This is a genomic window from Kitasatospora sp. NPDC085895 (genome assembly GCF_040702125.1).
Classification (GTDB): Bacteria; Actinomycetota; Actinomycetes; order Streptomycetales; family Streptomycetaceae; genus Kitasatospora; species Kitasatospora arboriphila.
The window spans coordinates 18,294-42,616 of sequence record NZ_JBFBJY010000045.1; the positions used below are offsets into that span (position 1 = coordinate 18,294).

At 74.4% G+C, this 24,323-nt stretch carries 19 protein-coding genes and 1 riboswitch; of the genes, 6 read left to right on the top strand and 13 right to left on the bottom strand.

Going from position 1 to position 24,323, the window contains the following annotated elements; genetic code table 11:
• Positions 1 to 47: 47 nt before the first annotated feature.
• Entirely contained in the window at positions 48 to 2,606 is a 2,559-nt protein-coding gene (locus AB0442_RS25340) for an FtsX-like permease family protein (RefSeq protein WP_366165539.1), read from the top strand.
• 274 nt (positions 2,607 to 2,880) lie between these two features.
• Here the strand turns inward: AB0442_RS25340 and AB0442_RS25345 are convergent, their stop codons facing one another.
• From AB0442_RS25345 to AB0442_RS25375, 7 genes are all read right to left on the bottom strand, one after another.
• Positions 2,881 to 4,254 (bottom strand): FAD-dependent oxidoreductase, encoded by a 1,374-nt coding sequence (locus tag AB0442_RS25345; RefSeq protein WP_366165541.1) that lies wholly within the window; start codon positions 4,252 to 4,254, stop codon positions 2,881 to 2,883.
• Positions 4,255 to 4,692: 438 nt separating this feature from the next.
• A complete protein-coding gene (locus tag AB0442_RS25350) occupies positions 4,693 to 5,634 on the bottom strand; it encodes a Ppx/GppA phosphatase family protein (RefSeq protein WP_366165542.1) in 942 nt (313 codons plus the stop codon).
• Positions 5,631 to 6,281 carry a DUF501 domain-containing protein gene (locus tag AB0442_RS25355; RefSeq protein ID WP_366165544.1) on the bottom strand — a complete coding sequence of 217 codons (651 nt, stop codon included), beginning with the start codon at positions 6,279 to 6,281 and terminating at the stop codon, positions 5,631 to 5,633. The genes AB0442_RS25350 and AB0442_RS25355 overlap by 4 nt, the downstream gene beginning before the upstream one ends.
• A complete protein-coding gene (locus AB0442_RS25360; RefSeq protein WP_366165545.1) occupies positions 6,278 to 6,712 on the bottom strand; it encodes a septum formation initiator family protein in 435 nt (144 codons plus the stop codon). Before AB0442_RS25360 ends, AB0442_RS25355 begins: the two co-directional genes overlap by 4 nt.
• Before the next feature lie 105 nt (positions 6,713 to 6,817).
• Positions 6,818 to 8,104: a phosphopyruvate hydratase gene (gene eno, locus AB0442_RS25365; RefSeq protein WP_363495883.1), complete on the bottom strand. Its 1,287-nt coding sequence runs from the start codon at positions 8,102 to 8,104 to the stop codon at positions 6,818 to 6,820.
• 204 nt (positions 8,105 to 8,308) lie between these two features.
• A complete protein-coding gene (locus tag AB0442_RS25370; protein ID WP_366165547.1) occupies positions 8,309 to 9,139 on the bottom strand; it encodes a transglycosylase family protein in 831 nt (276 codons plus the stop codon).
• 4 nt (positions 9,140 to 9,143) lie between these two features.
• Positions 9,144 to 9,309: riboswitch (cyclic di-AMP (ydaO/yuaA leader) on the bottom strand.
• A gap of 212 nt (positions 9,310 to 9,521) precedes the next feature.
• Entirely contained in the window at positions 9,522 to 10,811 is a 1,290-nt protein-coding gene (locus AB0442_RS25375) for a cytochrome P450 (RefSeq protein ID WP_366165549.1), read from the bottom strand.
• Between the two features lie 271 nt (positions 10,812 to 11,082).
• Here AB0442_RS25375 and AB0442_RS25380 point away from each other — a divergent pair, with 271 nt between their 5' ends.
• Positions 11,083 to 11,511: an SDR family NAD(P)-dependent oxidoreductase gene (locus AB0442_RS25380; protein WP_263103896.1), complete on the top strand. Its 429-nt coding sequence runs from the start codon at positions 11,083 to 11,085 to the stop codon at positions 11,509 to 11,511.
• On the opposite strand, the gene AB0442_RS25385 is transcribed toward AB0442_RS25380, so the two are convergent.
• The 5 genes from AB0442_RS25385 to AB0442_RS25405 all read right to left on the bottom strand — a co-directional run bounded on the left by AB0442_RS25385 (position 11,469) and on the right by AB0442_RS25405 (position 17,958).
• Positions 11,469 to 12,461 (bottom strand): MazG family protein, encoded by a 993-nt coding sequence (locus AB0442_RS25385; protein ID WP_363541364.1) that lies wholly within the window; start codon positions 12,459 to 12,461, stop codon positions 11,469 to 11,471. The genes AB0442_RS25380 and AB0442_RS25385 overlap by 43 nt on opposite strands.
• A 65-nt stretch (positions 12,462 to 12,526) precedes the next feature.
• A complete protein-coding gene (locus AB0442_RS25390) occupies positions 12,527 to 13,165 on the bottom strand; it encodes a SurA N-terminal domain-containing protein (RefSeq protein WP_366165550.1) in 639 nt (212 codons plus the stop codon).
• 153 nt (positions 13,166 to 13,318) lie between these two features.
• Positions 13,319 to 15,070 (bottom strand): protein kinase, encoded by a 1,752-nt coding sequence (locus AB0442_RS25395; protein ID WP_366165552.1) that lies wholly within the window; start codon positions 15,068 to 15,070, stop codon positions 13,319 to 13,321.
• On the bottom strand, positions 15,067 to 15,687 hold the full coding sequence (locus tag AB0442_RS25400; RefSeq protein ID WP_366165553.1) for a hypothetical protein: 621 nt from the start codon (positions 15,685 to 15,687) through the stop codon (positions 15,067 to 15,069). The genes AB0442_RS25395 and AB0442_RS25400 overlap by 4 nt, the downstream gene beginning before the upstream one ends.
• 108 nt (positions 15,688 to 15,795) lie before the next feature.
• The gene (locus tag AB0442_RS25405) at positions 15,796 to 17,958 is read right to left on the bottom strand and encodes an N-6 DNA methylase (RefSeq protein WP_366165554.1); all 2,163 of its coding nucleotides are present in this window, start codon (positions 17,956 to 17,958) and stop codon (positions 15,796 to 15,798) included.
• A 231-nt stretch (positions 17,959 to 18,189) separates the two neighbouring features.
• Between AB0442_RS25405 and AB0442_RS25410 the strand changes: the two genes are divergently transcribed.
• The 4 genes from AB0442_RS25410 (at position 18,190) to AB0442_RS25425 (ending at position 20,292) form a co-directional block, all read left to right on the top strand.
• Complete coding sequence (locus tag AB0442_RS25410) at positions 18,190 to 18,777, top strand: DUF4352 domain-containing protein (RefSeq protein ID WP_366165556.1); 588 nt, start codon at positions 18,190 to 18,192, stop codon at positions 18,775 to 18,777.
• Positions 18,778 to 19,002: 225 nt separating this feature from the next.
• Positions 19,003 to 19,416 carry a hypothetical protein gene (locus AB0442_RS25415; protein ID WP_366165557.1) on the top strand — a complete coding sequence of 138 codons (414 nt, stop codon included), beginning with the start codon at positions 19,003 to 19,005 and terminating at the stop codon, positions 19,414 to 19,416.
• Between the two features lie 64 nt (positions 19,417 to 19,480).
• Positions 19,481 to 19,879, top strand: coding sequence for a hypothetical protein (locus AB0442_RS25420; protein ID WP_366165558.1), 399 nt, complete (start codon positions 19,481 to 19,483; stop codon positions 19,877 to 19,879).
• Positions 19,876 to 20,292: a hypothetical protein gene (locus AB0442_RS25425; RefSeq protein ID WP_366165560.1), complete on the top strand. Its 417-nt coding sequence runs from the start codon at positions 19,876 to 19,878 to the stop codon at positions 20,290 to 20,292. The genes AB0442_RS25420 and AB0442_RS25425 overlap by 4 nt, the downstream gene beginning before the upstream one ends.
• A 49-nt stretch (positions 20,293 to 20,341) precedes the next feature.
• Here AB0442_RS25425 and mfd read toward each other — a convergent pair whose 3' ends face one another.
• On the bottom strand, positions 20,342 to 23,956 hold the full coding sequence (gene mfd / locus AB0442_RS25430) for a transcription-repair coupling factor (protein ID WP_366165561.1): 3,615 nt from the start codon (positions 23,954 to 23,956) through the stop codon (positions 20,342 to 20,344).
• Positions 23,957 to 24,323 lie beyond the last annotated feature (367 nt).

Consider the following 24,323-nt stretch of genomic DNA (forward strand, 5'->3'; position numbering starts at 1 on the left):
GGCGTCCGCCGCCCGCCCGCACCCACACCTCCAGGACACACACAGCCATGTACCGCACCGCACTGCGCAACGTGCTGGCCCACAAGGGCCGACTGCTGATGACGGCGCTCGCCGTCCTGCTGGGCACGGCCTTCGTGGCCGGCACCATGGTCTTCTCCGACACGCTCGGCGAGGCCATGAAGAACAGCCTCTCCAAGAGCTACTCGGACATCTCCGTCCTGGTCACCGACCCGGTGGCGGACTCGCCCTTCCGCGCCAAGGACCGGAGCGGCCCGAACCGGGGCAAGCTGACCGACGACACCGTCGCGAAGATCGCCGCGCTGCCCGGCACCGAGCGCGCCCGCGGCAACGTCAGCGGCTTCGTCGGCGTGGCCGACCGCAAGGGCGACCTGATAGGCCAGGGCTGGAGCTCCCGCGGCAGCAACTACGCCCCGGACGCCTCCGGCAAGGACACCCGCTACCCGATGGCCGAGGGCCGCGGCCCGCAGGCCGAGCGGGAGATCGCGCTCGACCGCCGCACCGCCGAGAAGGGCGGCTACCACGTCGGCGACACCGTCCGGATCGCCTCCGACGGCCCGGCCACCGAGCGCACCCTGGTCGGCGTCTTCACCACCGACGACCCGGAGGTGGAGTCGGGCGGCACGCTGACCCTCTTCGACCGGGCCACCGCGCAGAAGCTGCTGCTCGCCCCCGGCCAGTACAGCACCGTCGCGGTCACCGCGAAGCCCGGCACCTCGCAGGACGAGCTGCTGCGGAGCATCACCGCCGTGCTGCCCGGCGAGGGCCAGATGCAGGCCGAGACCGGTCAGGAGCTGACCGACCGCCAGACCCGGATGATCGCCGACGGCACCACCGGCATGAAGACTGCGCTGCTCGCCTTCGCCGGCATCTCGCTCTTCGTCGGCATCTTCATCATCGCCAACACCTTCACCATGCTGGTCGCCCAGCGCACCCGTGAGCTGGCGCTGCTGCGCGCGGTCGGCGCCGGCCGCGGCCAGGTGACCCGCTCGGTGCTGATCGAGGCGCTGCTGATCGGCGTCATCGCCTCGGCGGCCGGCCTCGCCACCGGCATCGGGATCGGCGCGGGCATGCGGGCGCTGCTCGACGCGCTGGACGCGGGCCTGCCGGCCGGCCCCCTGGTGGTCGCGCCGGCGACGGTGGCGGTCTCGCTGGTGGTCGGCGTCGTCGTGACGACGCTCTCCGCGCTGCTGCCCGCCGTCCGCGCCTCGCGGATCGCCCCGGTCGCCGCGATGAGCAGCGGCGACCAGCCCGCCCCGCAGAAGAGCCTGATCGTCCGGAACGTCATCGGCGGTCTGATCGCGGCCGGCGGCCTCGGCCTGGTGGCGCTCGGCGCCGCGTCCGGCGACTCCTCCGGCCGGGTGCCGGTGGCGGCCGGCGCGGGCCTCGCCCTGATCGGCATCTTCATCCTGCTGCCGCTGCTGTCCCGCCCGGTGATCGCGCTGGTCGGCCCGCTGCTGCGGGCCTCCGCGGGCACCGCCGGCCGGCTGGCCCAGCAGAACGCGGTGCGCAACCCGCGCCGCACCGCGGCCACCGCGGCCGCGCTCACCATCGGCCTCGCCCTGGTCAGCTCGCTGACGGTGCTGGGCGCCTCGGTCGGCGACGCCGTCGACCGGTCGGTCACCAGCAGCATGACGGCGGACTACAGCATCAAGACCGCCAACGGCATCTCGCCGGACCCGAAGCTGGCAACCGCGGTCGCCAAGGTCCCCGGGGTGGCCGCGGTCAGCCCGATGTCGGACGTCTACTGGAAGCTGGGCGGTTCGGAGCGGGCGATCAGCGGCGTCGACGCCGGCGCGGTCGACAAGGTCGTCGCGCTCACCCTGGACAGCGGCTCCGCGGCCTCGCTGAAGGAGGGGCAGGTCCTCGTCCAGGCCGAGACGGCGAAGGGCAACGGCTGGGCGGTCGGCACCGTCCTGCCGGTCGAGTACCCGGACGGCAGCACCGCCCGGGTCACCGTCGGCGGCGTCTTCCGGAAGAACGAGCTGCTCTCCCCGGTCGTGATGGCCAACACCGAGGTCTTCAAGCACAGCGAGGACCCGTACGTCACCCAGATCCTGGTGAAGGCCACCGACGGCCCGAGCGACGGCCTGCGCAAGGCCATCAAGGACGCCACCGGCAGCAACCCGGTGATCGACGTGAAGACCAAGCAGGACATCCGGGACGAGTTCAGCAAGATCATCACCTTCATGCTGAACCTGATGTACGGCCTGCTGGCGATGTCGGTGCTGGTGGCGGTGCTCGGCGTGGTGAACACGCTGGCGATGTCGGTCTTCGAGCGCAAGCGGGAGATCGGCATGCTGCGGGCGATCGGCCTGGACCGCCGGGGCGTCAAGCGGATGGTCCGCCTGGAGTCCGTGGTGATCTCGATGTTCGGCGCGGTGATCGGCGTCCTGCTCGGCTGCTTCCTGGCCTGGGCGGTCAACGGCACCCTGGAGTCGAGCCTGCCGGGCCTCGCCACCGTCCTCCCCTACGGCAAGCTGCTGCTCTTCCTGGCGCTGGCCGGGCTGGTCGGCATGGTGGCGGCCATCTGGCCGGCCCGCCGGGCCGCCCGCCTGGACATCCTGGGCGCCATCAAGACGGACTGACGCACCGTCCGCAGGGCCCCGGCACCGAGGAGGTGTCGGGGCCCTGCGGCGTTCCCGGGCCTGCCGCGGCCCCGCGCCCCGGTGCGGTCGCTCCGCGGAGGGGCCCGGGCACGCCGAAGGCCCCCGCCCGGTTACGGCGGGGGCCTTCGGTCACTTCTGTACTCCGCCCGGCTCGCACGGCCGGCTGAGCACCACGGAGGTCGTGGTCCGGCCACGTTGCCGGGCGGAGGGCCTCCGACTCATCCCCGGCCTTGCCCGGCCGGGGCCACAGTCGCTACTTGCTGGCGGCCAGCTCCTTCTCGGCGGCGGGCTTCGCCTGGGCCGGGATCGCCTTGGCGGGCCCCGCGGCCTCCTGGAACGCCTCGAACGGCTTCTCCATCTCGGCGAGGCCGACGGTCTCGCGCTTGAGGAACATCGCCAGCGTCCAGTCGGTGAAGACCCGGATCTTGCGGTTCATGGTCGGCACCCGGCTGCCGTGGTACAGGCGGTGGAACCACCAGGCCGGACGGCCCTTCAGCTTGTACTTGCCGAAGAGGATCGCCACGCCCTTGTGCAGGCCGAGACCGGCGACCGCACCGAGGTTCTTGTGCTTGTACTCCTTCTGCGGGAAGCCCCGCATGCCGGAGACCACGTTGTCGGCCAGGACGAGCGCCTGACGGACCGCGTGCTGGGCGTTCGGCGGGCACCAGGCGCCCTCGCCGACGGCGAGGTCCGGCACCTGGGCGTTGTCGCCGGCGGCCCAGACGTAGTCGAAGCCCTGGACCTGCAGGGTCGGCGCGGTGTCCACGTGGCCGCGGGGGCCGAGCGGGAGGCCGAAGTTCGACAGCACCGGGTTCGGCTTGACGCCGGCCGTCCAGACGATGGTGGAGGCATCGGCCTCGACACCGTTCTTCAGGACGACGTGCTGGTCGACGCAGGAGTCCATCGAGGTCTCGATGTAGATCTCGATGTTGCGCTCTTCGAGCTTCTCCTTGGTCCACAGACCGAGGTCCGGGCCCATCTCCGGGAGGATGCGGTTGGCCGCCTCCACCAGGATGAAGCGCATGTCGTCGCGGCTGACGGTCTTGTAGATCTTCGCCGCGTCGCGGGCCATGTCCTCGATCTCGGCGATCGTCTCGACACCCGCGAAACCGCCGCCGACGACCACGAAGGTCAGGGCCTTGCGGCGGACGTCCGCGTCCGTGGTGGACTCGGCCTTGTCGAGCTGGGCCATGACGTGGTTGCGGAGGCTGACCGCCTCCTCGACCGTCTTCATGCCGATGCCGTGCTCGGCGAGGCCGGGGATCGGGAAGGTGCGGGAGACCGAGCCGGTGGCCACGACCAGGTAGTCGAAGGGCAGCTCGTACGAGTCGCCGGCCGCGGGCTGGATGGTGGCGACCTTGCGGGCGTGGTCCACACCGGTGACAGCACCGGTGAGCACCTCCGCCCTCTTGAGGGCGCTGCGCAGCGGCGCGACGAGGTTGCGGGGCGCGACGTTGCCGCCGGCCGCCTCGGGAAGGAAGGGCAGGTACGTCATGTAGGACCGCGGGTCGACGACCGTGACGGTCGCCTCCCCGTAGCGCATCTTCTTGAGGATGCGCATCGCGGCATACAGGCCGACGTAACCACCGCCGACAATGAGGATGCGAGGACGCTCCGTGGTGCTCATATCGGAAAGTATCCACCCCCATCTGACGGGCACTTCGTGAGGCCCGTCACAAGCCTCTGGACACCCCCTGCTACACTGCGCGCCCGCATTTCGGGGGTGTGGCGGCCCGCTCACGGCGGCGGCGGGCGCGGAGTGATGCCGCGGGGGGTCACGGCCCTGCTGAGCAGCAACGATCCCGGCGGCGCCCGAGTTCCCGGGCGGAATTTCGAATCCATCGGCCATTGGTGAGCCCTGCCTGCGATCCGCTGGCCGAACACGGAGGGCGACCTTCGGTCCCACATAACGGACGGAGCGGACACCGGGGTGCGTCGAAAGGCTGGTCGGCCATGTGAAGAAATTCACGAAGGTTCTGGCGGCACGCCGCGCAGCAGGCGGCCCCGGGCGCCTGCCGGGTGGCATCTCGGCGCTCCGGGGCCGTTCGGGCAAGCCCCCGCATGGTCAGCGGGCAATGCTCCAGGCGATGCCGTCGAGGATGTCGTGCTCGCTGACGACCACCTCGGCGGCGCCGGTGCGCTCCATGATCTCCAGCAGCACGAGGGCGCCGGCGGCGATCACGTCGGCCCGGCCCGGGTGCATCACCGGGATCGCCATCCGCTCGGCGTGGGTGGAGTGCAGCAGCCGGGTCGCCGTCGCGCGGACCTGCTCGACGTCCAGCCGGGCGTGGTGGATCTTCGCGGAGTCGTACTCCGGGAGGCCCAGGACGATACCGGCCACGGTGGTGACGGTACCGGCCAGGCCGACCAGGGTGGCCGCCTCGGTGAGCGGCACCGTCTCGGCGGCGGTGTCCAGCGCGGCGAGGATGTCGGTCTTGGCCCGGGCGATCTGATCCTCCGTCGGCAGCTCGGCGCCGCCGAAGTGCCGCTCCGTCATCCGGACGCAGCCGATGTCGACCGAGCGGGCGGCCTGCACCTCGTCGCCGCCGAGCACGAACTCGGTGGAGCCGCCGCCGAGGTCGAAGACCAGGTACGGGGGCTTGAGGGAGCCGCCGGTGAGCTCCTTGGTGGCGCCGGTGAAGGAGAGCCGGGCCTCCTCGTCGCCGCTGACCACCTCGGGGACGACTCCGAGGATGCCGCGCACGCCCTCGGTGAACTCCGCGGCGTTCTCGGCGTCGCGGGAGGCGCTGGTGGCGACGAAGCGGATCCGCTCCGGGCCCACCCCGTGCGCCGCAATGATCTCCGCGTACTCGCGGCAGGCGGCGAAGGTGCGCTCCAGGGCGTCCGGGTGGAGCCGGCCGGTGGAGTCGACGCCCTGGCCGAGCCGGTTGATGATCATCCGGCGGTCGAGGTCGGCGATCTCCCCGGTCGCCGGGTCGAGGTCGGCGATCAGCAGCCGGATCGAGTTGGTGCCGCAGTCGATCGCGGCGACCCGGGTGGCGGTCACTGGTCCTCCTCCTCGGCGCGGGCGCGCTTGGCCGCGCGCTCGGCGGTCTTCTGCTCCTTGGCCGCGATGACCGCGGCGTGGTCCTGCTCCTTGGCCCGGTTGCGCAGGACCCGCTCGCCGGCCGCCTCGACCTCGGCCGGGGAGACGCACGGGCCCTTGGACCACCAGTCCTCCAGCATGCCGATGGCCTCGTCGCCGAGCGGGTTGACGCCCTCGCCGGCCGCCAGCGAGTGGCCGACCAGCACGTGCAGGCACTTGACCCGGTCGGGCATGCCGCCGGCGCTGGGGAAGCCCTCCAGCACCTCGATGGCGTCGCGGCGGGCGATGTAGTCCTCGTGGGCCGCGCGGTAGGCGGCGGCGAGCTCCGGGTCCTCGGCGAGGCGGGCGCTCTGGTCCTTCATCACGCCGTCGGCCTCCAGGGTGCCGATCAGCGAGGCCGCCTTGGGGCAGGTCAGGTAGTAGAGCGTCGGGAAGGGCGTGCCGTCGGGCAGCCGGGGTGCCGTCTCGACCACGTCGGGGTTGCCGCAGGGGCACCGGTGGGCCACCCCGCGCAGCCCGCGCGGGACCCGGCCGAGCTGGGCGGCGATGGCGGCGACGTCGGCGTCCGACACGGTGCCGTCGGTGGCGGGATGCTGTTCAGAGGTCATGGCGTGCTGTCTTCGTGAGGAGCGGGCGTCGAGTCGGCCAGGTCGACCGACTCGAGGACGGTGGTGTACCAGGGCTTGGCCGCCCTGACCGGGCCGGTGGGCAGTGCGTCGGCGGAGGCCGGGCCGGGGCGCGCGGAGGGGTCGACCGAGACGAACGGGGTCTCGCCGGGCATCGCGAAGTGCAGCCGCTCGCGGGCCTGCGCCTTCACGTACTCCGGGTCCTGCCAGCGGGCCTTCGCCCGCCGGAGCTCGTCGACCTGCTGCCGGGCGTGCTCCGCCCTGGCCCGCTGGTCGGCGATCTCCGAGCGCTGCGTCAGGAACTGCCGGGTGGGGTAGGCGAGTATCGCCACCAGCGAGCACAGGACGAGCACGAGCACGGTCGCGCGGCTGGTGAAGCGCGGACGCCCCGCCAGTCCCGGGATCTTCCACATCGCTCGTACCCCTCCTGCTCACGCCGGTGCCCCGGCCCCCACCCTACGGGGTGGTTGCCGGGGCACCGGGCCAGCGGCCGTGTGTCAGCCGCGGGGTGTCAGGGCTCAGCCTTCGAACTTGAACCGCGGGAACGCGCCCCGGCCGGCGTACTCGGCGGCGTCGTCGAGGATCTCCTCGATGCGCAGCAGCTGGTTGTACTTGGCGACGCGCTCGGAGCGGGCCGGGGCGCCGGTCTTGATCTGGCCGCAGTTGGTGGCGACGGCGAGGTCGGCGATGGTGACGTCCTCGGTCTCGCCGGAGCGGTGCGACATCATGCAGCGGTAGCCGTTGCGCTGGGCCAGCTCGACGGCGTCCAGGGTCTCGGTGAGCGAGCCGATCTGGTTGACCTTCACCAGCAGCGCGTTGGCGGTGCCGGTCTCGATGCCGCGGCGCAGGCGCTCCGGGTTGGTGACGAACAGGTCGTCGCCGACCAGCTGGACCTTGTCGCCCAGCTTGTCGGTCATGGCCTTCCAGCCGTCCCAGTCCGACTCGTCCAGCGGGTCCTCGATGGAGACCAGCGGGTACGCGGCGACCAGCTCGGCGTAGTAGTCGATGAGCTCGGCGGAGGAGATCGCCTTGCCCTCGAAGGTGTAGGCGCCGTCGTTGTGGAACTCGGAGGAGGCGACGTCCAGGGCGAGCGCGACGTCCTTGCCCGGGGTGTAGCCGGCCTTCTTGATGGCCTCGACGATCAGGTCGAGCGCCTCGCGGTTGGAGTCCAGGTTCGGCGCGAAGCCGCCCTCGTCGCCGAGGCCGGTGGACAGGCCGCGCTCCTTCAGCACGCCCTTGAGGGTGTGGTAGACCTCGACGCCCCAGCGGACGGCCTCGGAGAAGGACTCCGCGCCGATCGGGGCGATCATGAACTCCTGGATGTCGACGTTGGAGTCCGCGTGCGAGCCGCCGTTGAGGATGTTCATCATCGGGACGGGCAGCACGTGGGCGTTGGGGCCGCCCAGGTAGCGGAACAGCGGCAGGTCGCTGGCCTCGGAGGCGGCGTGCGCCACGGCGAGGGAGACGCCGAGGATCGCGTTGGCGCCGAGCGAGGACTTGTCGGGGGTGGCGTCCAGGTCGAGCATGGCCTGGTCGATCAGGCGCTGCTCGGTGGCGTCGTAGCCGACCAGCTCCGGGCCGATCTGCTCGATGACGGCGAGGACGGCCTTCTCCACGCCCTTGCCGAAGTAGCGGTTCTTGTCGCCGTCGCGAAGCTCCAGGGCCTCGAAGGCACCGGTGGAGGCACCGGACGGGACAGCGGCACGACCGGTGCTGCCGTCGTCGAGGCCGACCTCGACCTCGACCGTGGGGTTACCGCGGGAGTCGAGGATTTCGCGGGCTACGACGACATCAATGGACGGCACGAGGCATCTCCTAGCGGAAGCGGATGAGGGTCGTTACGACCAGAGCCTAACCGCACGGGCCCACCGGGCCGTGCCGCGCATGGCCCTGTCTCACCGTGTGGCCGGTCTACTCGCCGGTAGTTCACCTGAAGGACCACGAAACCGGCCGTCCGCCCGCGGGTGCCGCCCCGCGGGCGGACGGACCGTTCGTACCGTGCCGGACCGTCAGGCCAGGCGCAGCTGCTGGCCGGGCAGGATCAGGTCCGGATCGGCGCCGACGGCCTCGCGGTTGTTCGCGTACAGCTGCTCCCAGCCGCCGGACAGCCCGTGCGCGGCGGCGATGCCGGACAGCGTGTCGCCCTCCTGCACGGTGTACTGCTCGCGGCCGAGGGAGGGCACCGGAACGGCCTGCAGGGTGCGGGCGCCCTCGTCGGCGCCGCCGTCGGCCGGGTCGGCCGGGTCGGCCGGGTCGGCCGGCCCGGTGGGCGCCGGCGGCAGGTGGCGCTCGTAGACCTCCTGGTGTGCCGTCCAGTACCACTGGTCGTCCTTCTGGTACCAGTACACGCCGGAGTCGGCGTCGAAACCGCCCCGGCCGGGGAACTGCGGCGACGGCGACGACGGGGCCGCCGGGGCCTGCGCCCGTCCGGTGCCGCTGCGCGTCCCGCCGCTCCCGGCGGACGCGCGGGTCAGGCCGGCGCGTTTGGAACACACCGGCCACGCGCCGGGCCCCTGGGAGGCCAGCACCTTCTCGGCGACGGCGATCTGTTCGCTCTTGCTCGCCTGGTGGGCGAGCGGGGCGTACCGGGCGCCGCCGAACCCCTTCCAGGTCCGGGCGGTGAACTGCAGCCCGCCGTAGAAGCCGTTGCCGGTGTTGATCCTCCAGTTGCCGCCGCTCTCGCACTGGGCGACCTTGTCCCAGATCGAGACGGGGGCGGCATGGGCTCCGCCCGCGGTGAGCAGCGGCAGGGCGAGGCCGACACCCGTGACACCCGCGACGGCGACCGCCTTCTCGGCGGACGTCCTGCGGCGGTGGCGGCCAGGTCCGGTGAAGAGCATGGGTTGTCCCTCTCCGAACGCCTGCGAGGTGAGCTGTCGGGTTCGGACCGGGAGGCTGGCCCGGCCGCGGCCGCAGGAGGGGCCCTGCTGACGCGGCTTCACCCCTAGCCGTGGGGACGGCGACGAACGTGGTTCCCCCGCCCCTGTCCTGGGTCTCGGTCGTGAGGCCCGGGCACGGCGGACAGGATTCGGCGTTGCCGTGCCGGGGTCCGCGGCTGCGGACTGTTCGGGAGAGTAAGCAGATCGAACGACCGATCACAAGCTCATATCGCGGGTATCACGAAGCAATTACGGAGACCTGATTATCGCCCACGAACGATGCAGGTGTTTCCTGATTGACGAGTGTTCAGTTCCGACCGGATCCGACCGGTGCGACACACCGTCAGACCGGGTCGCGCCGCCCGGACGGCCCCACCGGGGTGAAGGCGACCGGCAGCTCGCGCAGGCCCCGCATGATGAGGCCGCCGCGCCAGCGCAGGTCCGCCGGGTCGGCGTCCAGGGCGAGGTCCGGCAGCCGGGTCAGCAGCGTCGCCAGGGCGGCCCGGCCCTCCAGGCGGGCCAGCGGGGCGCCGATGCAGTAGTGGATGCCGTGGCCGAAGCCCAGGTGCGGATTGTCGGCGCGGGCGAGGTCCAGGGTGTTCTCGTCGGAGAACCGGGCCGGGTCGCGGTCGGCCGCCGCCAGCACCACCAGCACCGGGTCGCCGACCGGGATCTCCACCCCGCCGATCGTCAGCGGCCGGGTCGCGAACCGCCAGGTGGCCAGCTCCACCGGCCCGTCGTAGCGCAGCAGCTCCTCGATCCCGGTCTCCAGCAGGCCGCTCTCGCCGCGTGCCACCGACTCCTGCAGCAGCGCCCGCTGCCCGGGGTTGCGCAGCAGGGCGTGCAGGCCGTTGCCGATCAGGTTGACGGTGGTCTCGAAGCCGGCGAACAGCAGGATGAAGGCCATCGCCGCGGCCTCGTTCTCGGTCAGGTGCTCGCCGTGGTCACTGGCCCGGATCAGGCCGGAGATCAGGTCGTCGCCGAGGTCGGCCCGCTTGCGGTGGATCAGCTCCGCCAGGTACGTGCGGATCCGCTTCACGGCCCGGCCGACGCCGCCGCGCTGCCCGCCGGGCTGGCCCGGCTTCGTGTGTCGCAGCATCATGCCGGCCCAGTCCCGGAAGTCGTCCTGGTCCTCCGGCGGCACGCCGAGCAGGTCGCAGATCGCGTAGATCGGCAGCGGGAAGGCGAACTCGTGGATCAGGTCGGCCGTGCCGCGCCCGGCGAAGGAGTCGATCAGCCGGTCGGTGAGCTGCTGCACCCGCGGCTCGAACTCCGCCACCCGGCGCGGCGTGAACGCCTTGGAGACCAGCCGGCGCAGCCGGGTGTGGTCCGGCGGGTCGATGTTCAGCAGGTGGGTCATCAGGTCGGCCTGCCGCTCGCCCGGGATGCCGACCCGGCCGGAGCGGTGCGCCTGCTCGCTGTGGTGCACCGGGTTCTTGGAGAGCCGGGCGTCCGCGAGGGCCTGCCGGGCGTCCGCGTACCGGGTCACCAGCCAGGCGTCCACCCCGCTGGGCAGCGTGGTGCGGTGCACCGGCGCGTGCTCGCGCAGCCAGGCGTACGCGGGGTAGGGGTCGGCGGCGAACTCCCAGGTGAAGAGTTCGGGTCGGTCGTCGGGTCGGGGGGTCTCCGGCATGCCCCGACCGTATCCGCTGCCGGGCGCCCCTCCCGACGGTGCCCGCCCGGCCCGCCCGGTCCGGCCGGCCCGCGCGGGCGCCGTCGGGAGGGGCTGCCCGAGGGCCCGTGCGGGACGGCCGGATCCGATCGGCCCGGACGGGCGTGAGCCTGGTCACCCGGGGGGTAATCCCTGTTGCGGAGGGTCGCGAGGTGCCTACGATCCTCCGATAACCGTGAGGGCGGACGTGCGGAGCCGCCCGCGGGGTGTCGTGCTCAGAGAGGAGCAGGCCGTGCGAGTAGCCGGGGCAGTGGTCGTCATCGCCGTACTGAGCGGGGGCGAGGGGGCCGACCTGGCCCGCCGCTTCGCCGCCGCGGGCGCCGCGGGCATGCTCGTCGCCGATCTGCGCCCGGGTGTCGCGGAGGACCTCGCCACCGAGCTCGACCGCCCCGGCTGCCCGGTCGTCGGCGTCAGCGGCGACGTCCACCAGCCCAGCGACGTCGCCGCCCTGGTCGACACCGCGAGCAAGCACCTCGGCCGGATCGACCTCTTCGCCGTCGCCGGCCCGCACGGCGAGCGGATCGTCTCCTTCGCCGACCTGGACGACAACCTCGCCCCGCTGGCCGAGCTGCTCGCCCTGGTCGGCGAGGCGATCAGCGAGGTCGTCCCGCCGCAGCGTCAGTCCGACAGCCCCTCGGCCGTCCGCACCGCCGTCCGGTAGCGCCGCGCGGCACCGCGCAGCGCCGCGTCGACGTCCACGCCGGCGTCGTAGGCGCGCTGCGCCACGGCCAGCAGCAGCTCGCCGGCGCTCTCCGCGGTCAGCTCCCGCGGCAGCTCGTACGGGGCGTCCGGCACGGCGGTGAAGCCGGCCCGGCGCACCCGGGACACCAGCTTGGCCGCGTACGCCAGCGCGGGCAGGCCCGACGGGACGCCGTCCAGCACCGACTCCCGCTGCTTCTCGGCGGCCTTCAGCTGCTCCCAGTTGGCCTCGACCTGGGCGGAGCCGGTGGCCTCCACGTCGCCGAAGACGTGCGGGTGGCGGTACATGAGCTTCTCGACGATGTCGCCGGCCACGTCGTCGACGGAGAACGGGTCCTCCGGGTGCTCCTCGGCGATCCGCGCGTGGAAGAAGACCTGCAGCAGGACGTCGCCGAGCTCCTCGCGCAGCGTCTCCCGGTCGCCCTCCTCGATCGCCTCGACGAGCTCGTACGCCTCCTCGACCAGGTACTTCACCAGCGACTCGTGGGTCTGCTCGGCGTCCCAGGGGCAGCCGCCGGGCGAGCGCAGCCGGTCCATCACCGAGGCGAGGTCGAGCAGCCGCGCGCCCGGCAGGTCGTAGGAGCCGGGCAGCAGCTCGATCTCGGGGACGCCGCCCGCCTCCTCCACCGCGAGCCGGGCCAGGGCGTCGGTGAGACCCGGGTCGCCGTCCGGGCTGCCCAGCCAGACCACCGGGGCGGCCTCGGCCAGCATCCGGGCGAGCGCCGGAGCGGACGTCCGCTCGACGGTCTCCACCTCGACGCCGGCCTGCCGCAGCGCGGGCAGCTGCGGGTGCTCCGGGTCGGCGGCCAGCACCCGGCCGGCCGACCGCAGGGCCTCCCAGGCGGGCCAGGACAGCAGGCCGGGGGCGACCCGGTGGGTGGTGGTCAGCAGGATCAGCTTCGGAGTCTCCACACCCCGAACCTACCGTCCCCCGGCGGCGTCCCGACGCGTCCCGCCGGGCGCCGCGGGCGGACCGGTCAGGCGGACGGCGCGCGCTGCGGCAGCCAGTCGGTGGTGCTGTCGACCAGGGCGATCTGCTGCGGGTCCCAGCGGCCGTAGCGGGGGTTGACCTCGACCCGGAGCTCCCGGCCGGCGTCGGCGAGGGCCTTGCGGACCACGGCGTCGCCCTGCTCGGTCCGGGCGTCCTGGCCGGCCGCCGAGGCGATCTTCTTGATGCCGATCTGCTGCCGGTAGAAGCCGGGGACGTCGGCGGGGGCGACGCCCTGGCGGAGCAGCAGCTGGCGCTGCAGGGCCGCGTCGCCGCCGAGCAGCTGGGCGTCGGCCTGCCGGGCCTGCGCGATCTCGCCCTCGGAGACGGTGAGGCCGCGGTCGGCGAGGGCGCGGGCGATCACCCGGTCGAGGACGAGTTCGGCGACCGTCCGCCGGACCAGGCCGGCCTGCTCGGTGCCGCCGCCGCCCGGGGAGGCCGCGGCCGCCGCGTCCCGCAGTTCGGTGACCTTGGCCTGCACGGCCGCGATCGGGATCCGCTCGTCGCCGACCACCGCCGCCGAGCCCTGGTGGGCCGGCGAGCCTCCGCACGCGGTCAGCACGGCGGCCGCGAGCAGGATCCCGGCGGCCGTCCGGGCCGGGCGGGGGACGGAGCGGGTGCGGATCACGTGGGGCCTCCCGTGCGGTGGGTGGGGCTGTGTGGGTCCGTGCGCGGGGCGCGACGGGCGCCCGGTGGTTCTCCTGACTGGAGTGAACAATAGGCAGCCGTCCGCGTGTTGCCCAGACCCCCGCCGCGGGGACGGAGGGCGGGCCGTCCGGGCTCAGCCGCCCGAGGCGTACGGGTTGCCGGGCACCGGGGTCGGCGGCGGCGTGGCCGGGCCGAACAGCCGCGGGTCGGGCCGTCCGGCGCCCGGCGGCCCGGCGGGCAAGGAGGGGGCGGGCGGCGCGGGGGCCGCCCGCGGGGTCGCGCCGGGCAGCGGGGTGGCGGTGCGCAGGGCGCCGATCCGGTCGAGCAGCGCCCGCAGCCGGCGGACGTCGGCGTGGTGCGGGCCGCGGCGGCGCTCGGTGTCCAGCAGGAGTTCGAGCAGGGTGTGCCAGGCCCCGTCGTGGTCCCCGGCGGCGGTGAGCAGCCGGCCGGTGCGCTCGCGGACCTCCAGCGCTCGGTCGGAGTCGGGCTGCAGGGCCGCGGTGAGCGCCCGGTACTCGGCGAGCGCCTCGCCGGCGCGGCCGAGGCGTTCCAGGCAGTCGGCGGCGCGCTGCCGGTGGTCGAGCGCCGCCGGGTCGTAGGGGCCGCGCTCGGCGGCGGTGGCGGCGGCGAGCACCCGGTACTCGGCGAGCGCCTCCTCGGCCCGCCCCTCCTCCAGCAGGGTGCGGGCGCGGATGGTCCGGACGGTGTGCAGCAGCGGGGCGCCGTCGCCCTGGGCGGCGGCGATCCGGGGCAGCAGTCCGGCGGCGAGGTCGACGACCTCGGTGTGGCGCCGGGCGGCGACCAGGTCGGAGAGCCTGGCGCAGTCGGCGGCGAGGTCCTCGTCCGGCTCGGCGGCCTGCGGCGGGACGGCCGCCATCAGCACGGGGACCGGGTCGGCCGGGGTCGCCGGGGCCGGCAGTGTCAGCCGTGCGGGGGCGGGGGCGGCGGTGCGGGCGGGGGCCGGGTGGTGCGGGTGGCGGAAGGGGCGGGCCGGGTCGGGCAGCGGGCCGTAGGGCGGCTGCGGTCCGGCGGACGGTCCGGGGAGCAGCGGCAGCAGCACCGCGTGGACCTGCTGGGCGTCGGCGGGTCGGTCGGCGGGCTGCTTGGCGAGCAGCGCGAGGACGAGGTGTTCCAGGGCGGCCGGGACCTCGGGGCGCAGCTCGCGCAGCGGGGGCGGCGGCTCGTCCACGTGCCGGCGCAGCACGCCGAGGGCGGTGGGGGCGGTGAACGGGGCGTCGCCGGTGAGCATCTCGTGCAGCAGGCAGCCGAGCGCGTAGAGGTCGCTGCGGGGGTCGACGCCGGCGGCGAGTGCCTGCTCGGGGGCCATGTAGGCGGGGCTGCCGATCGGGGTGCCGGTGAGGGTGAGCCGGGTGGCGTCCGGGTCGAGGGCGGTGGCGATGCCCAGGTCCAGCAGGACGGTCCGGCCCTCCGGACGGACCATCACGTTACTGGGCTTCAGGTCGCGGTGGACGACCGGGACGGCGTGCACGGCGGCGAGCGCGGAGCAGAGCTGGGCGGCGGTGGCGACGGCGCGCTCGACGGTCAGCGGGCCGTCCTCGGCGAGCAGGTCGGCGAGGCTGACGCCGGGCACCTGCTGCATGACGAGGTAGAGCTCGCCGCCGTCGGTGCCGGCGTCGAAGACGGTGACCAGCCCGGGGTGGTCGAGGGCCGCGCTGATCCGGCTCTCCCGCAGGAAGCGGCGGCGCAGTTCGTCGCCGCGGCTGCGGGTGGCGTCCTCGGGGCCGAGCAGGTCGGTGCGGAGCAGCTTGACGGCGACCCTGCGGTCGAGCCGCTGGTCGTGGCCGGCCCAGACCTGGCCCATGCCGCCGTGGCCGATCTTCTCGGTGAGCCGGTAGCGGCCGTCGACGACCCGCGCCCCGGTCACGGCCGGCCGTCCCCGGCCTGCCGGCGCAGCAGTTCACCGAGCTGCTGCAGGTCGTCGCTGCCGGGGGCGGCCCGGACGGTGGGCGGGTGCGGGGCGGGCGCGGTCTGCTGCGGCCGGTGGGGCGGCTGGTGCTGTTGCGGCTGCGGCTGGTGCTGCTGCGGTTGGTAGTACGCCGGGGCCTGCTGGACCGGCCCCGCCTGGGTGGGGGCGCCGGGCGGGTACGGGCTCGGCAGGAGGAGGCCGTTCGGCAGGTGCGGAGCGGGCGCGGCCTGGCTGCCCCGGCCCCAGATCGCCGCACTGTCCATGATCAGGAAGTGGGCGGGTGCGCCGATCCAGAGCACGATCGCGGTCAGCCCGGTCACGTCGGCGTACCAGGTGCCGGTGGTCTCCTTCGGCGAGAGGCCGAGGACGACGTACATGGTCAGTTGGACGAGCCCGAAGAACACCGCGCCGAGCACGTCCACGGCCCGGCGGCGGCGCGCGGCGAGCAGGACCGACGGCGTCATGCCGAGCAGACCGAAGGTCAGCAGCGGCACCAGGCAGACGAGGATCCTGTGGAGCAGGCTGAACGGGCCACCGGCGCTGGGCGCCGGCTGCCCGTACAGGGGGCCGGACATGGGCGCTCCTGTGCGGGGTCGAGGGTGTGTCGCACACCGTACCGTCACACCGCCCGACCCAGCAGGGCCTTTCCGCCCCGCGGCGCGCCCGCCCCGCCCGACGTGCGGTCAGGCCCGCCCGGACGGGCGCCACCGCTCCGTCAGACCGCCCGCGGTCAGACCGTCGGTGAGCCCCTGGGCGAGGCTGCGGCCGAGGGCGGCGGCCCGGTCGAGGGCGGCCTCGAAGTCGGCGATCCGGCGGAAGGCCGCGCCGAGTGCGCGCTGGCGCTCGGGCGGGACCCTCGGCAGCTCCACCCGGCGGACGTCCAGCCGGGTGGTGGTGGAGGCGTAGCTGCTGGCCCGGCGGGCGCTGCCGGTGGCCCGCAGCACGCCCGCCAGGAAATCCGGGTCGAGCTGGGCCGGGTCGGGGCGCAGCAGGTGCAGGCGGGGCCCGAGGGCGACGCCGTCCAGCGGGTCGCCGTCCCGCACCACCCGGGCGGTGCCGCCGCCGAGGGCGGGGACGAGGACGTCGCCGGGGCGGGTGGTGAGCGGGGTGCCGCCGGCCGGCGCGGTGGCGGTGGGGGCGGCGCCGGTGAGCAGGTCCTGGTCGGTGAGGACGGGGATGCCGGGCGGGCCGTCGCCGGACGCGGCCGGCAGCACGCCCTGGCCGCTGGAGTGCACCTCCAGGGCGCCGGCACGGGCGAGTTCGCCGACGGTCACCAGCGGCGCGGCGGCGGGTGACGGTGTGTCGGAGACGGCGGGCAGGGCGGCCGCCGGGTCGGCCGGGCCGGCCAGCAGCTCCGCGAGCCGGGCCTGCAGGTGGTGCAGGGCGGCCGCGCCGCCGTCCGGGGCCGCGGTGGGCAGGTGGCGGGCCGGCGAGAGGTCGGTCTCGTCGTCGAGCAGGTCGAGGGCGGGCGCCGCGCGGTGGACACCGGGCCGGTCGGCGGGCAGCGGTGCGCCGGTGCGGGCGGCGGCGTCGAAGGCCCGCCAGGTGTCGAGGACGGTGCGGTGCAGGGCGGGCCAGTCGACCCGGTCGCGGCCGCCCTCGGCCGCGGGGTGGGCCGCGACGGCGTCGAGCAGCAGGACCCGGCGGAAGTCGTCGCCCGGGCGGGGGCCGCGCAGCAGCCACAGGTGCAGCGGGACGCCGTACGGCGGGGCGGTGCCGGCGGGCAGGGCGACGACGGCGCGCAGCGCGCCGGAGCGGACGAGTTCGGCGCGGATCCGGCGGCCGGCCCGGCGGGAGGCGACGGTGGGCGGCAGCAGCAGGGCGGCGAGTCCGCCGGGACGGGTGTGCGCGAGGCAGTGCAGCACCCAGGCGAGTTCGGACTCGCCGCGCGGCGGGACGAGCCCGCCGGGCCAGCGGGAGTCGTACTGGAGCTCGTCGTGGCCCCAGTCGCGCTCGTTGTAGGGCGGCTGGCAGAGCACGGCGTCGGCGGCGAGGCCGGGGTGGGCGTCGGCCCGGAGCGAGTCGCCGGGGCGGAGGTCGAGGGCGAGCGGGCCCGGCGTGCCGGGCGGGGTGTGGAGGGCGAGCCGCAGCAGGGTGAGGGCGGTGTGCACCGGGTCGAGGTCCTGGCCGCGGCGGTCGGCGCCGGGGCCGGCGGCGAGCAGCAGGGCGCCGAGTCCGCAGGCCGGGTCGAGGACGGTGTGCGGGGTGCCGCCCGCGTCGGGGGGACCGTCCGGGTCGGCCGGGGCGGCCAGCTCGGCCAGCAGCGCGGCGGCCTCGGGCGGGGTGGCGGTGCTCGGCCGGGCGGCGGCCTCGCCGTGCCGGGCGAGCAGGTGCTCGTACGCGCCGGTGGGGCCGTGCTCGGCGGCGAGCCGTTCGAGCATCCGGACGAGGTCGAGGTAGGTGGCGCCGGCCAGCCGGGGCAGGGCGAGCAGGGCGGCGCCGTCCGGGCCGAGCGCGGTCTGCGCGGTGTGCTGCAGCAGGCGGGGCAGGGCGGTGGCGAGCCGGGTGTCGGGCTCCTCGCGCAGGGCCTGCCAGCCGACGGGGTCGCGGTGCAGTTGCAGCAGCAGGGCGCCGGCGGCGATCAGGGGCGCGGCCGGGTGACCGTCCGGGTCGCGGAGGGTCTCCAGCTGCTGCCGGGCGCGTTCCAGCAGGGGCAGTTCGGCGATCTTGCCCTGGCTGCGGAGCCAGTGCTCCACCTCGTCGAGGCGGAAGGTCGGGCTGGTGTCGGTGCCGCCGGCGGGCTGCGGGAAGTCGGGGTGGCGGCGGCGCCAGTTGCTCACGGCGGCCCGCCCGACCCCGGCCAGGCGGGCGATCTCGACGGCGGTCACCTCGGGACGGTCCGGCATCGGGGCTCCTCGGTCGGGCGGCGGCGGGGCCGGAGGAGGCGGTGCTGCCGTCCACGGCGCGTGTGTGACCGCCCAGCATAGCCATGCGTGAACCCGCCACCGTTCACACGTGAACAGAGGCGTTTCATGAATCGCCGTTGACAGCGTTCACAAGCCATGGTGTGATCTGGTCATCGCCGAAACGGCCCGCAGCCGCGGCGAATCAACCCGCCACCGTTGGGAGTTCACGCCATGAACCGCAGCACCGCCCGCCGCTCCGCCGCCGCCCTGCTCGCCGCCTCGCTGGTCGCGCTGGGCGCCACCGCCTGCAACACCGGCGGCTCCTCGGTCTCCACCGAGGCCAAGAAGCCCGCCGCCGGCGCACCGGCCGCCGCCGGCGGCGCCGCCAAGCCCGCCGCCGCGGCGCCCGCCAAGGTCGGCGACACCATCGCGCTCAAGGGTTTCGAGAAGACCACCACCGCCGACGTCACCGTGGTCAAGGTGGTCGACAACGCCGAGGGCGAGGACGAGTTCAGCAAGCCCGCCGACGGCAAGCGCTTCGTCTCCGTCCAGTTCCGGATCAAGCCCACCGGCAAGGCCTACAGCGATGCCCCCGCCAACAGCGCCAAGCTGCTGGACGCCCAGGGCCAGTCCTTCACCACCAGCCTCTACGACACCAAGGCCGGCCAGGGCTTCTCCGGTTCGGTGAACATCGCCCCCGGCGAGAGCGGTCTCGGCTTCCTGACCTTCGAGGTGCCCAAGGACGCCGTCCTCGACAAGGTCCAGTTCACCCTGGACAGCGGCATGGCCGACCAGACCGGCCAGTGGAAGCTCGCCTGACCGGGTAACGGTCCCGACCTGATCGCGCGACAGTCCGACGACGGGGCAACGCCCCGGCCTCGCGTTGTCACCCCGCCCCGGCAGGATCGGGACCGCATGTGCCGTCGTCAGCGGCACAGCGGCAAGGGGGGAACTGTGAACGACATCCACGTCCGCACCGGGACACCGCAGGATTCGGCGGCCGCCGACCGGGCCCCGGCGGAGCGGTGAGGCACCGCCTCCCGCATGGCAAGCCGTCACGCACCGTCGCTCCGGGCCCGAGCCCGCGGCCCCCTTCTGCTGATGCTCGCGGGCTGGGCCTGCACCGTCCCCGCGTTCACGTCGGACAGCGCCGTACAGGCCGTGGTCTCCCGGTGCCACGACAGCCCGGGAGCCCCGTGGTACGTGCTGCCGCTGGCCTGGGCGGCACTCGCTGCGGGCACCACCGCCGCCCTCTGGGGCGGATGGCTGCTGGCGGTGGTCTTCCGTGCCCGTTCCCGCCCGGTGGGCGCCGGGCACGCCCTGCTCTGCGCGATGCTGCCGCTGGCCGTGGCCGGCGTGCTGTTCCAGGCGGAGGGCGTCCGCACGGCCGACCTGCGGACCGGCCACCAGGACAGCGCCTGCTCCGGTCTCGAGCGAGCGGCTCCGCCGGCCCTGTGACGGAGCCGAAGGTCAGGGTCCTGAAGGAGCACGGCGTCCCCGTCGCACCGGACGGGGGCCGACCATGAGGCACACCGGAACCGGGGCAGCCTCCCGGAGGTGGAACCGCCAGGCGGTCCTGCTCACCGCCGCCGTCCTGCTCGGGCTCGCCTGCTCGCTCTGCGCCGAGGCCGCGGACGGCCGGTTCGTGACGGCGCCACTGGCGGCGTGCCTCGACAGCCCCGGGCTGCCCGCCGCCGCGCTGGCCGCTGCCTGGGCCGGTCCGGTGCTCGGCGGCGGCGCCGTCGCCGTCCTCCCGGTCCTGCTCTGGACGGGTAGCCGGGGTTCACGTGGCGAGCGGCCCCTGCTGGTGCCGCTGCTGCAGACGATGGTGACCGTCGGGCTGCTGTGCCTCGCCGTCGAGGCGATGACGCTGCACGACCTCCTCCCCCACGTCGGCCCGCACCACGCGAGGTGCCTGTGACCGCGACCGACCGCACCACCGGCCTGCCCGACGGCCGGAACCGGCAGCGGCGGACACTGCGGGCGGCCCTCGCCCTGGTACCGGCCGGGCTCGTCTGCTCCCTGTACCTCGCCGCCCAGCGCGTCGGCCACCGCGCGGTGGCGGCGTGCGCCCCCGACCCCGGGATCCCCGTCACGGCCCGGGTCGTCGGCCTGGCCGGGCTGCTGGCGGGCGCCGCCGCCCTCGCGCTGTGCCACCGCCTGGTGGCGGCCGGGAAGCTGCCGAAGGCAGCGCGGAGCCGAGGCGCGGCGATCGGGCTGCGGATCCTGCTCGGCCTCGCCGCGGTGTGCGTCGCGGTCGAGGTGGTGCAGCTCCACCTGGCCGCACCGCACTTCCTCTCGCGGCCGCCGCTCGGCCCGTGCGACCTGCCGTGATCGCGGACGGACCGGCCCGCCGGGGCAGGCCGGTCCGTCCACGGAGGCGTCAGCGCTTCGCGCCCGCCAGGTCGTCGAACATGGTGGTGAGGAACTCCGTGCTCCAGGCGAGGAGTTCACGGCCGAGCAGCGGCTTGCCGCCGATCCGGCCGCCGCTCACCGGCCGCGGCACCAGCAGCTGCGAGGTGGCCGCCTTGATCTGGGTGCGCGGGTAGAGCCGGTTCAGCCGCAGCTGCTGCGACTCGCGCAGTTCCACCGGTCCGAAGCGGACGAAGTTGCCCTGCAGGGTGATGTCGGCGATGCCGCACCGCCGGGCGTACAACCTGAGGCCCGCCACCATCAGCAGGTTCTCCACCGGCTCCGGCAGCTTGCCGTAGCGGTCGGTGAGCTCCTCCCGGACGTGGACGATGTCCTCCTCCGAGTTGACCGCCGCGATCGAGCGGTACGCCTGCAGCCGCAGGCGCTCGCCGGGGGCGTAGTCGTGCGGCACGTGGGCGTCGACCGGCAGCTCGATCTTCACCTCCAGCGGCTCCTCCTCCGGCTCGCCGCCGCTCTCCAGCGACTCCCGGAACTCCGCCACCGCCTCGCCGACCATCCGCATGTAGAGGTCGAAGCCGACGCCGGCGATGTGGCCGGACTGCTCGCCGCCGAGCAGGTTGCCGGCGCCGCGGATCTCCAGGTCCTTCATGGCGACGTACATGCCGGCGCCCATCTCGGTGTGCTGGGCGATGGTGGCGAGCCGCTCGTGGGCGGTCTCGGTGAGCGGCTTCTCCGGCGGGTACAGCATGTAGGCGTAGCCGCGCTCCCGGCCGCGGCCGACGCGGCCGCGCAGCTGGTGCAGCTGGGAGAGGCCGAAGGTGTCGCCGCGCTCCACGATCAGGGTGTTGGCGTTGGAGATGTCGATGCCGGACTCGACGATCGTCGTCGACACCAGGACGTCGAACTCCTTCTCCCAGAAGTCGACGACGACCTTCTCCAGCTGGGTCTCGCCCATCTGTCCGTGCGCGGTGGCGACCCGCGCCTCGGGGACGAGGTCCTTCAGCCGGGCGGCCGCCTTGTCGATCGACTCGACCCGGTTGTGGATGTAGAACACCTGGCCCTCGCGCAGGAGTTCACGGCGGACGGCGGCGGCGATCTGCTTCTCGTCGTACGGGCCGACGAAGGTCAGCACCGGGTGCCGCTCCTCCGGCGGGGTGGTGATGGTGGACATCTCGCGGATGCCGGTGACGGCCATCTCCAGGGTGCGCGGGATCGGCGTCGCCGACATGGTCAGCACGTCGACGTTGGCCCGGAGCTTCTTCAGCTGCTCCTTGTGCTCGACGCCGAAGCGCTGCTCCTCGTCGACGATGACCAGGCCGAGGTCCTTGAAGCGGGTCTCCGAGGAGAACAGCCGGTGGGTGCCGATGACCACGTCCACCGAGCCCTCGAAGAGGCCCTCCAGGACGGCCTTCGCCTCGCCGTCGGTCTGGAACCGGGAGAGCGCCTTCACGTTCACCGGGAAGTTGGCGTACCGCTCGGCGAAGGTCGAGAAGTGCTGCTGGACGAGCAGGGTGGTCGGCACCAGCACCGCGACCTGCTTGCCGTCCTGCACCGCCTTGAAGGCCGCGCGCACCGCGATCTCGGTCTTGCCGTAGCCGACGTCGCCGCAGATCAGCCGGTCCATCGGGACGGACTTCTCCATGTCGGCCTTGACCTCGCCGATGGTGGTCAGCTGGTCCGGGGTCTCCGCGTACGGGAAGGCGTCCTCCAGTTCGCGCTGCCACGGGGTGTCCGGGCCGAAGGCGTGGCCGGGGGCCGCCATCCGGGCCGAGTACAGCTTGATCAGGTCGGCGGCGATCTCCTTGACCGCCTTCTTGGCGCGCTGCTTGGTCTTCGCCCAGTCCGCGCCGCCGAGCCGGTGCAGGGTCGGTGCCTCGCCGCCGACGTACTTGGTGACCTGGTCGAGCTGGTCGGACGGCACGAACAGCCGGTCGCCGGGGTGGCCGCGCTTGGCGGGCGCGTACTCCAGCACCAGGTACTCGCGGGTGGCACCCTGCACGGTGCGCTGCACCATCTCCACGTACTTGCCGACGCCGTGCTGCTCGTGCACCACGAAGTCGCCGGCGGTCAGCGCGAGCGGGTCGATGGCGTTGCGGCGCCGGGACGGCATCCGGCGCATGTCCTTGGTGGAGGAGCGCTGCCCGGACAGGTCGGTCTCGGTGACGACGGTGAGCTTCAGCGCCTCGTCGACGAAGCCGTGCTCGATCGATCCGCAGGAGACGTGCACGACGTCGCGGGTCGGCGCCTCGGCGAGGTCGGCGACCAGCCGGGCCGGGATGCCCTCGCCGGAGAGCACCTCGGCGAGCCGGGAGGCCGGGCCGTGGCCCTCCGTCACCATGACGACCCGCCAGTCGGCGTTCAGTCGCTCCTTGGCGTCGGCGATGGCCCGGGCGGTGTCGCCGCGGTAGGCCTCCACCGCGTGCATCCCCAGCGTCAGGGTGTCGGCGTCGAACTCGAGGATCTCGCTCACCGCGGAGTCGCTGGTGGCGAACGGGCTGACCGACCACCACGGCAGCCCGATCTCCGCGGCGTGCTCGCGGACGTCCGCCAGCGACCACAGCGAGGCCGCCGAGACGTCGATCTCCTCGACGTCGATCGGCCGGTCGCCGCCGGCCGCCGCGGCCACCCAGGACGCCTGCAGGAACTCGTGGCTGGTCGCGACCAGGTCGGCCGCCCGGGTGCGGACCCGCTCCGGGTCGCAGACCACCGCGATCGAGCCCTTGGGCAGCACGTCCAGCAGCAGTTCCATGTCGTCCACCAGGACGGGCGCGAGCGACTCCATGCCCTCGACCGCGATGCCCTCGGCGATCTTGTCCAGGATCTCCGCCAGCCCCGGTTGCCGGACGGCCAACTCGGCGGCCCGCGCCCGCACCTCGTCGGTCAGCAGCAGCTCGCGGCAGGGCGGGGCCCACAGCCCGTGCTCGGCGATCTCCAGCGAGCGCTGGTCGGCCACCTTGAAGTAGCGGATCTCCTCGACGTCGTCGCCCCAGAACTCCACCCGCAGCGGGTGTTCCTCGGTCGGCGGGAAGACGTCCAGGATGCCGCCGCGCACCGCGAACTCGCCGCGCTTCTCGACCAGTTCCACCCGGGCGTAGGCGGCCGCGGCCAGCCGGTGCGCGACGGCGTCCAGGTCGTGCTGCTCGCCGCGCTGCAGCGCCACCGGCTCCAGCTCGGCCAGCCCCTTCACCTGCGGCTGCAGCACCGAGCGGACGGGCGCCACGATCACCTGCACCGGCCCGGCCGCCGCGTCGTCGGCCCGCGGGTGGACGATCCGGCGCAGCACCGCGAGGCGGCGGCCGACGGTGTCCGAGCGCGGGGAGAGCCGCTCGTGCGGCAGGGTCTCCCAGGCCGGGAACTCGGCGACGGCGTCGGCGGGCAGCAGCGAGCGCAGGCTGGCCGCGAGGTCCTCGGCCTCCCGGCCGGTGGCGGTGACGGCGAGCACCGGACGGCCGCTCTCGCCGGCCTTCGCGGCCAGCGAGCGGGCCAGCGCGGCGACGGCGAACGGCCGCGCGGCCGGCGGGCCGACGAGGTCGAGGTGCTGCCTGTGGCCCGTGGCCGCCGCTTCGATCGCCTCGGCGAGGGCGGCGTCCCGTACGACGACATCGAGCAGTCCGGACAGGCTCATGCTTGTTGGCTCCACGGCTGGAGGGCCCGGCGCCGAGCGGTCGGCCGGGCAACGCGAACGGCCCGGCACGCGGAACGCCCCGGGGGTGTCCAGCCTACGCCGCGCCGCCCCCGGACACCCCGCGCGGCGGCGGGGCGGGCGGCACACAGCAGGGCAGAACGTCAAGAACTCGACATACTCCTGTCACTGCCCGTCCATGGACGGCGCGCAGGATGGTTCACGTGCCCGCCGCACCCAACCGTGGGGGATGGCTGCAGCGGCGCCGTCGCAGCCCGATGGGGGTCGGGAGTGCGAAGGCCGGACGGCCCTGGGTGGGGGCGGCCGGCAGATGTGGAGGCCCGGGCGGCCCCTTCGCGGGGGCGCCCGG

Coding starts and splice junctions, on each gene's coding strand:
- AB0442_RS25340 (WP_366165539.1), top strand. CDS start 48: ATGTACCGCACCGCACTGCGCAACGTGCTGGCCCACAAGGGCCGACTG.
- AB0442_RS25345 (WP_366165541.1), bottom strand. CDS start 4,254: ATGAGCACCACGGAGCGTCCTCGCATCCTCATTGTCGGCGGTGGTTAC.
- AB0442_RS25355 (WP_366165544.1), bottom strand. CDS start 6,281: ATGACCTCTGAACAGCATCCCGCCACCGACGGCACCGTGTCGGACGCC.
- AB0442_RS25360 (WP_366165545.1), bottom strand. CDS start 6,712: ATGTGGAAGATCCCGGGACTGGCGGGGCGTCCGCGCTTCACCAGCCGC.
- AB0442_RS25370 (WP_366165547.1), bottom strand. CDS start 9,139: ATGCTCTTCACCGGACCTGGCCGCCACCGCCGCAGGACGTCCGCCGAG.
- AB0442_RS25375 (WP_366165549.1), bottom strand. CDS start 10,811: ATGCCGGAGACCCCCCGACCCGACGACCGACCCGAACTCTTCACCTGG.
- AB0442_RS25400 (WP_366165553.1), bottom strand. CDS start 15,687: ATGTCCGGCCCCCTGTACGGGCAGCCGGCGCCCAGCGCCGGTGGCCCG.
- AB0442_RS25405 (WP_366165554.1), bottom strand. CDS start 17,958: ATGCCGGACCGTCCCGAGGTGACCGCCGTCGAGATCGCCCGCCTGGCC.
- AB0442_RS25410 (WP_366165556.1), top strand. CDS start 18,190: ATGAACCGCAGCACCGCCCGCCGCTCCGCCGCCGCCCTGCTCGCCGCC.
- AB0442_RS25415 (WP_366165557.1), top strand. CDS start 19,003: ATGGCAAGCCGTCACGCACCGTCGCTCCGGGCCCGAGCCCGCGGCCCC.
- AB0442_RS25420 (WP_366165558.1), top strand. CDS start 19,481: ATGAGGCACACCGGAACCGGGGCAGCCTCCCGGAGGTGGAACCGCCAG.
- mfd (WP_366165561.1), bottom strand. CDS start 23,956: ATGAGCCTGTCCGGACTGCTCGATGTCGTCGTACGGGACGCCGCCCTC.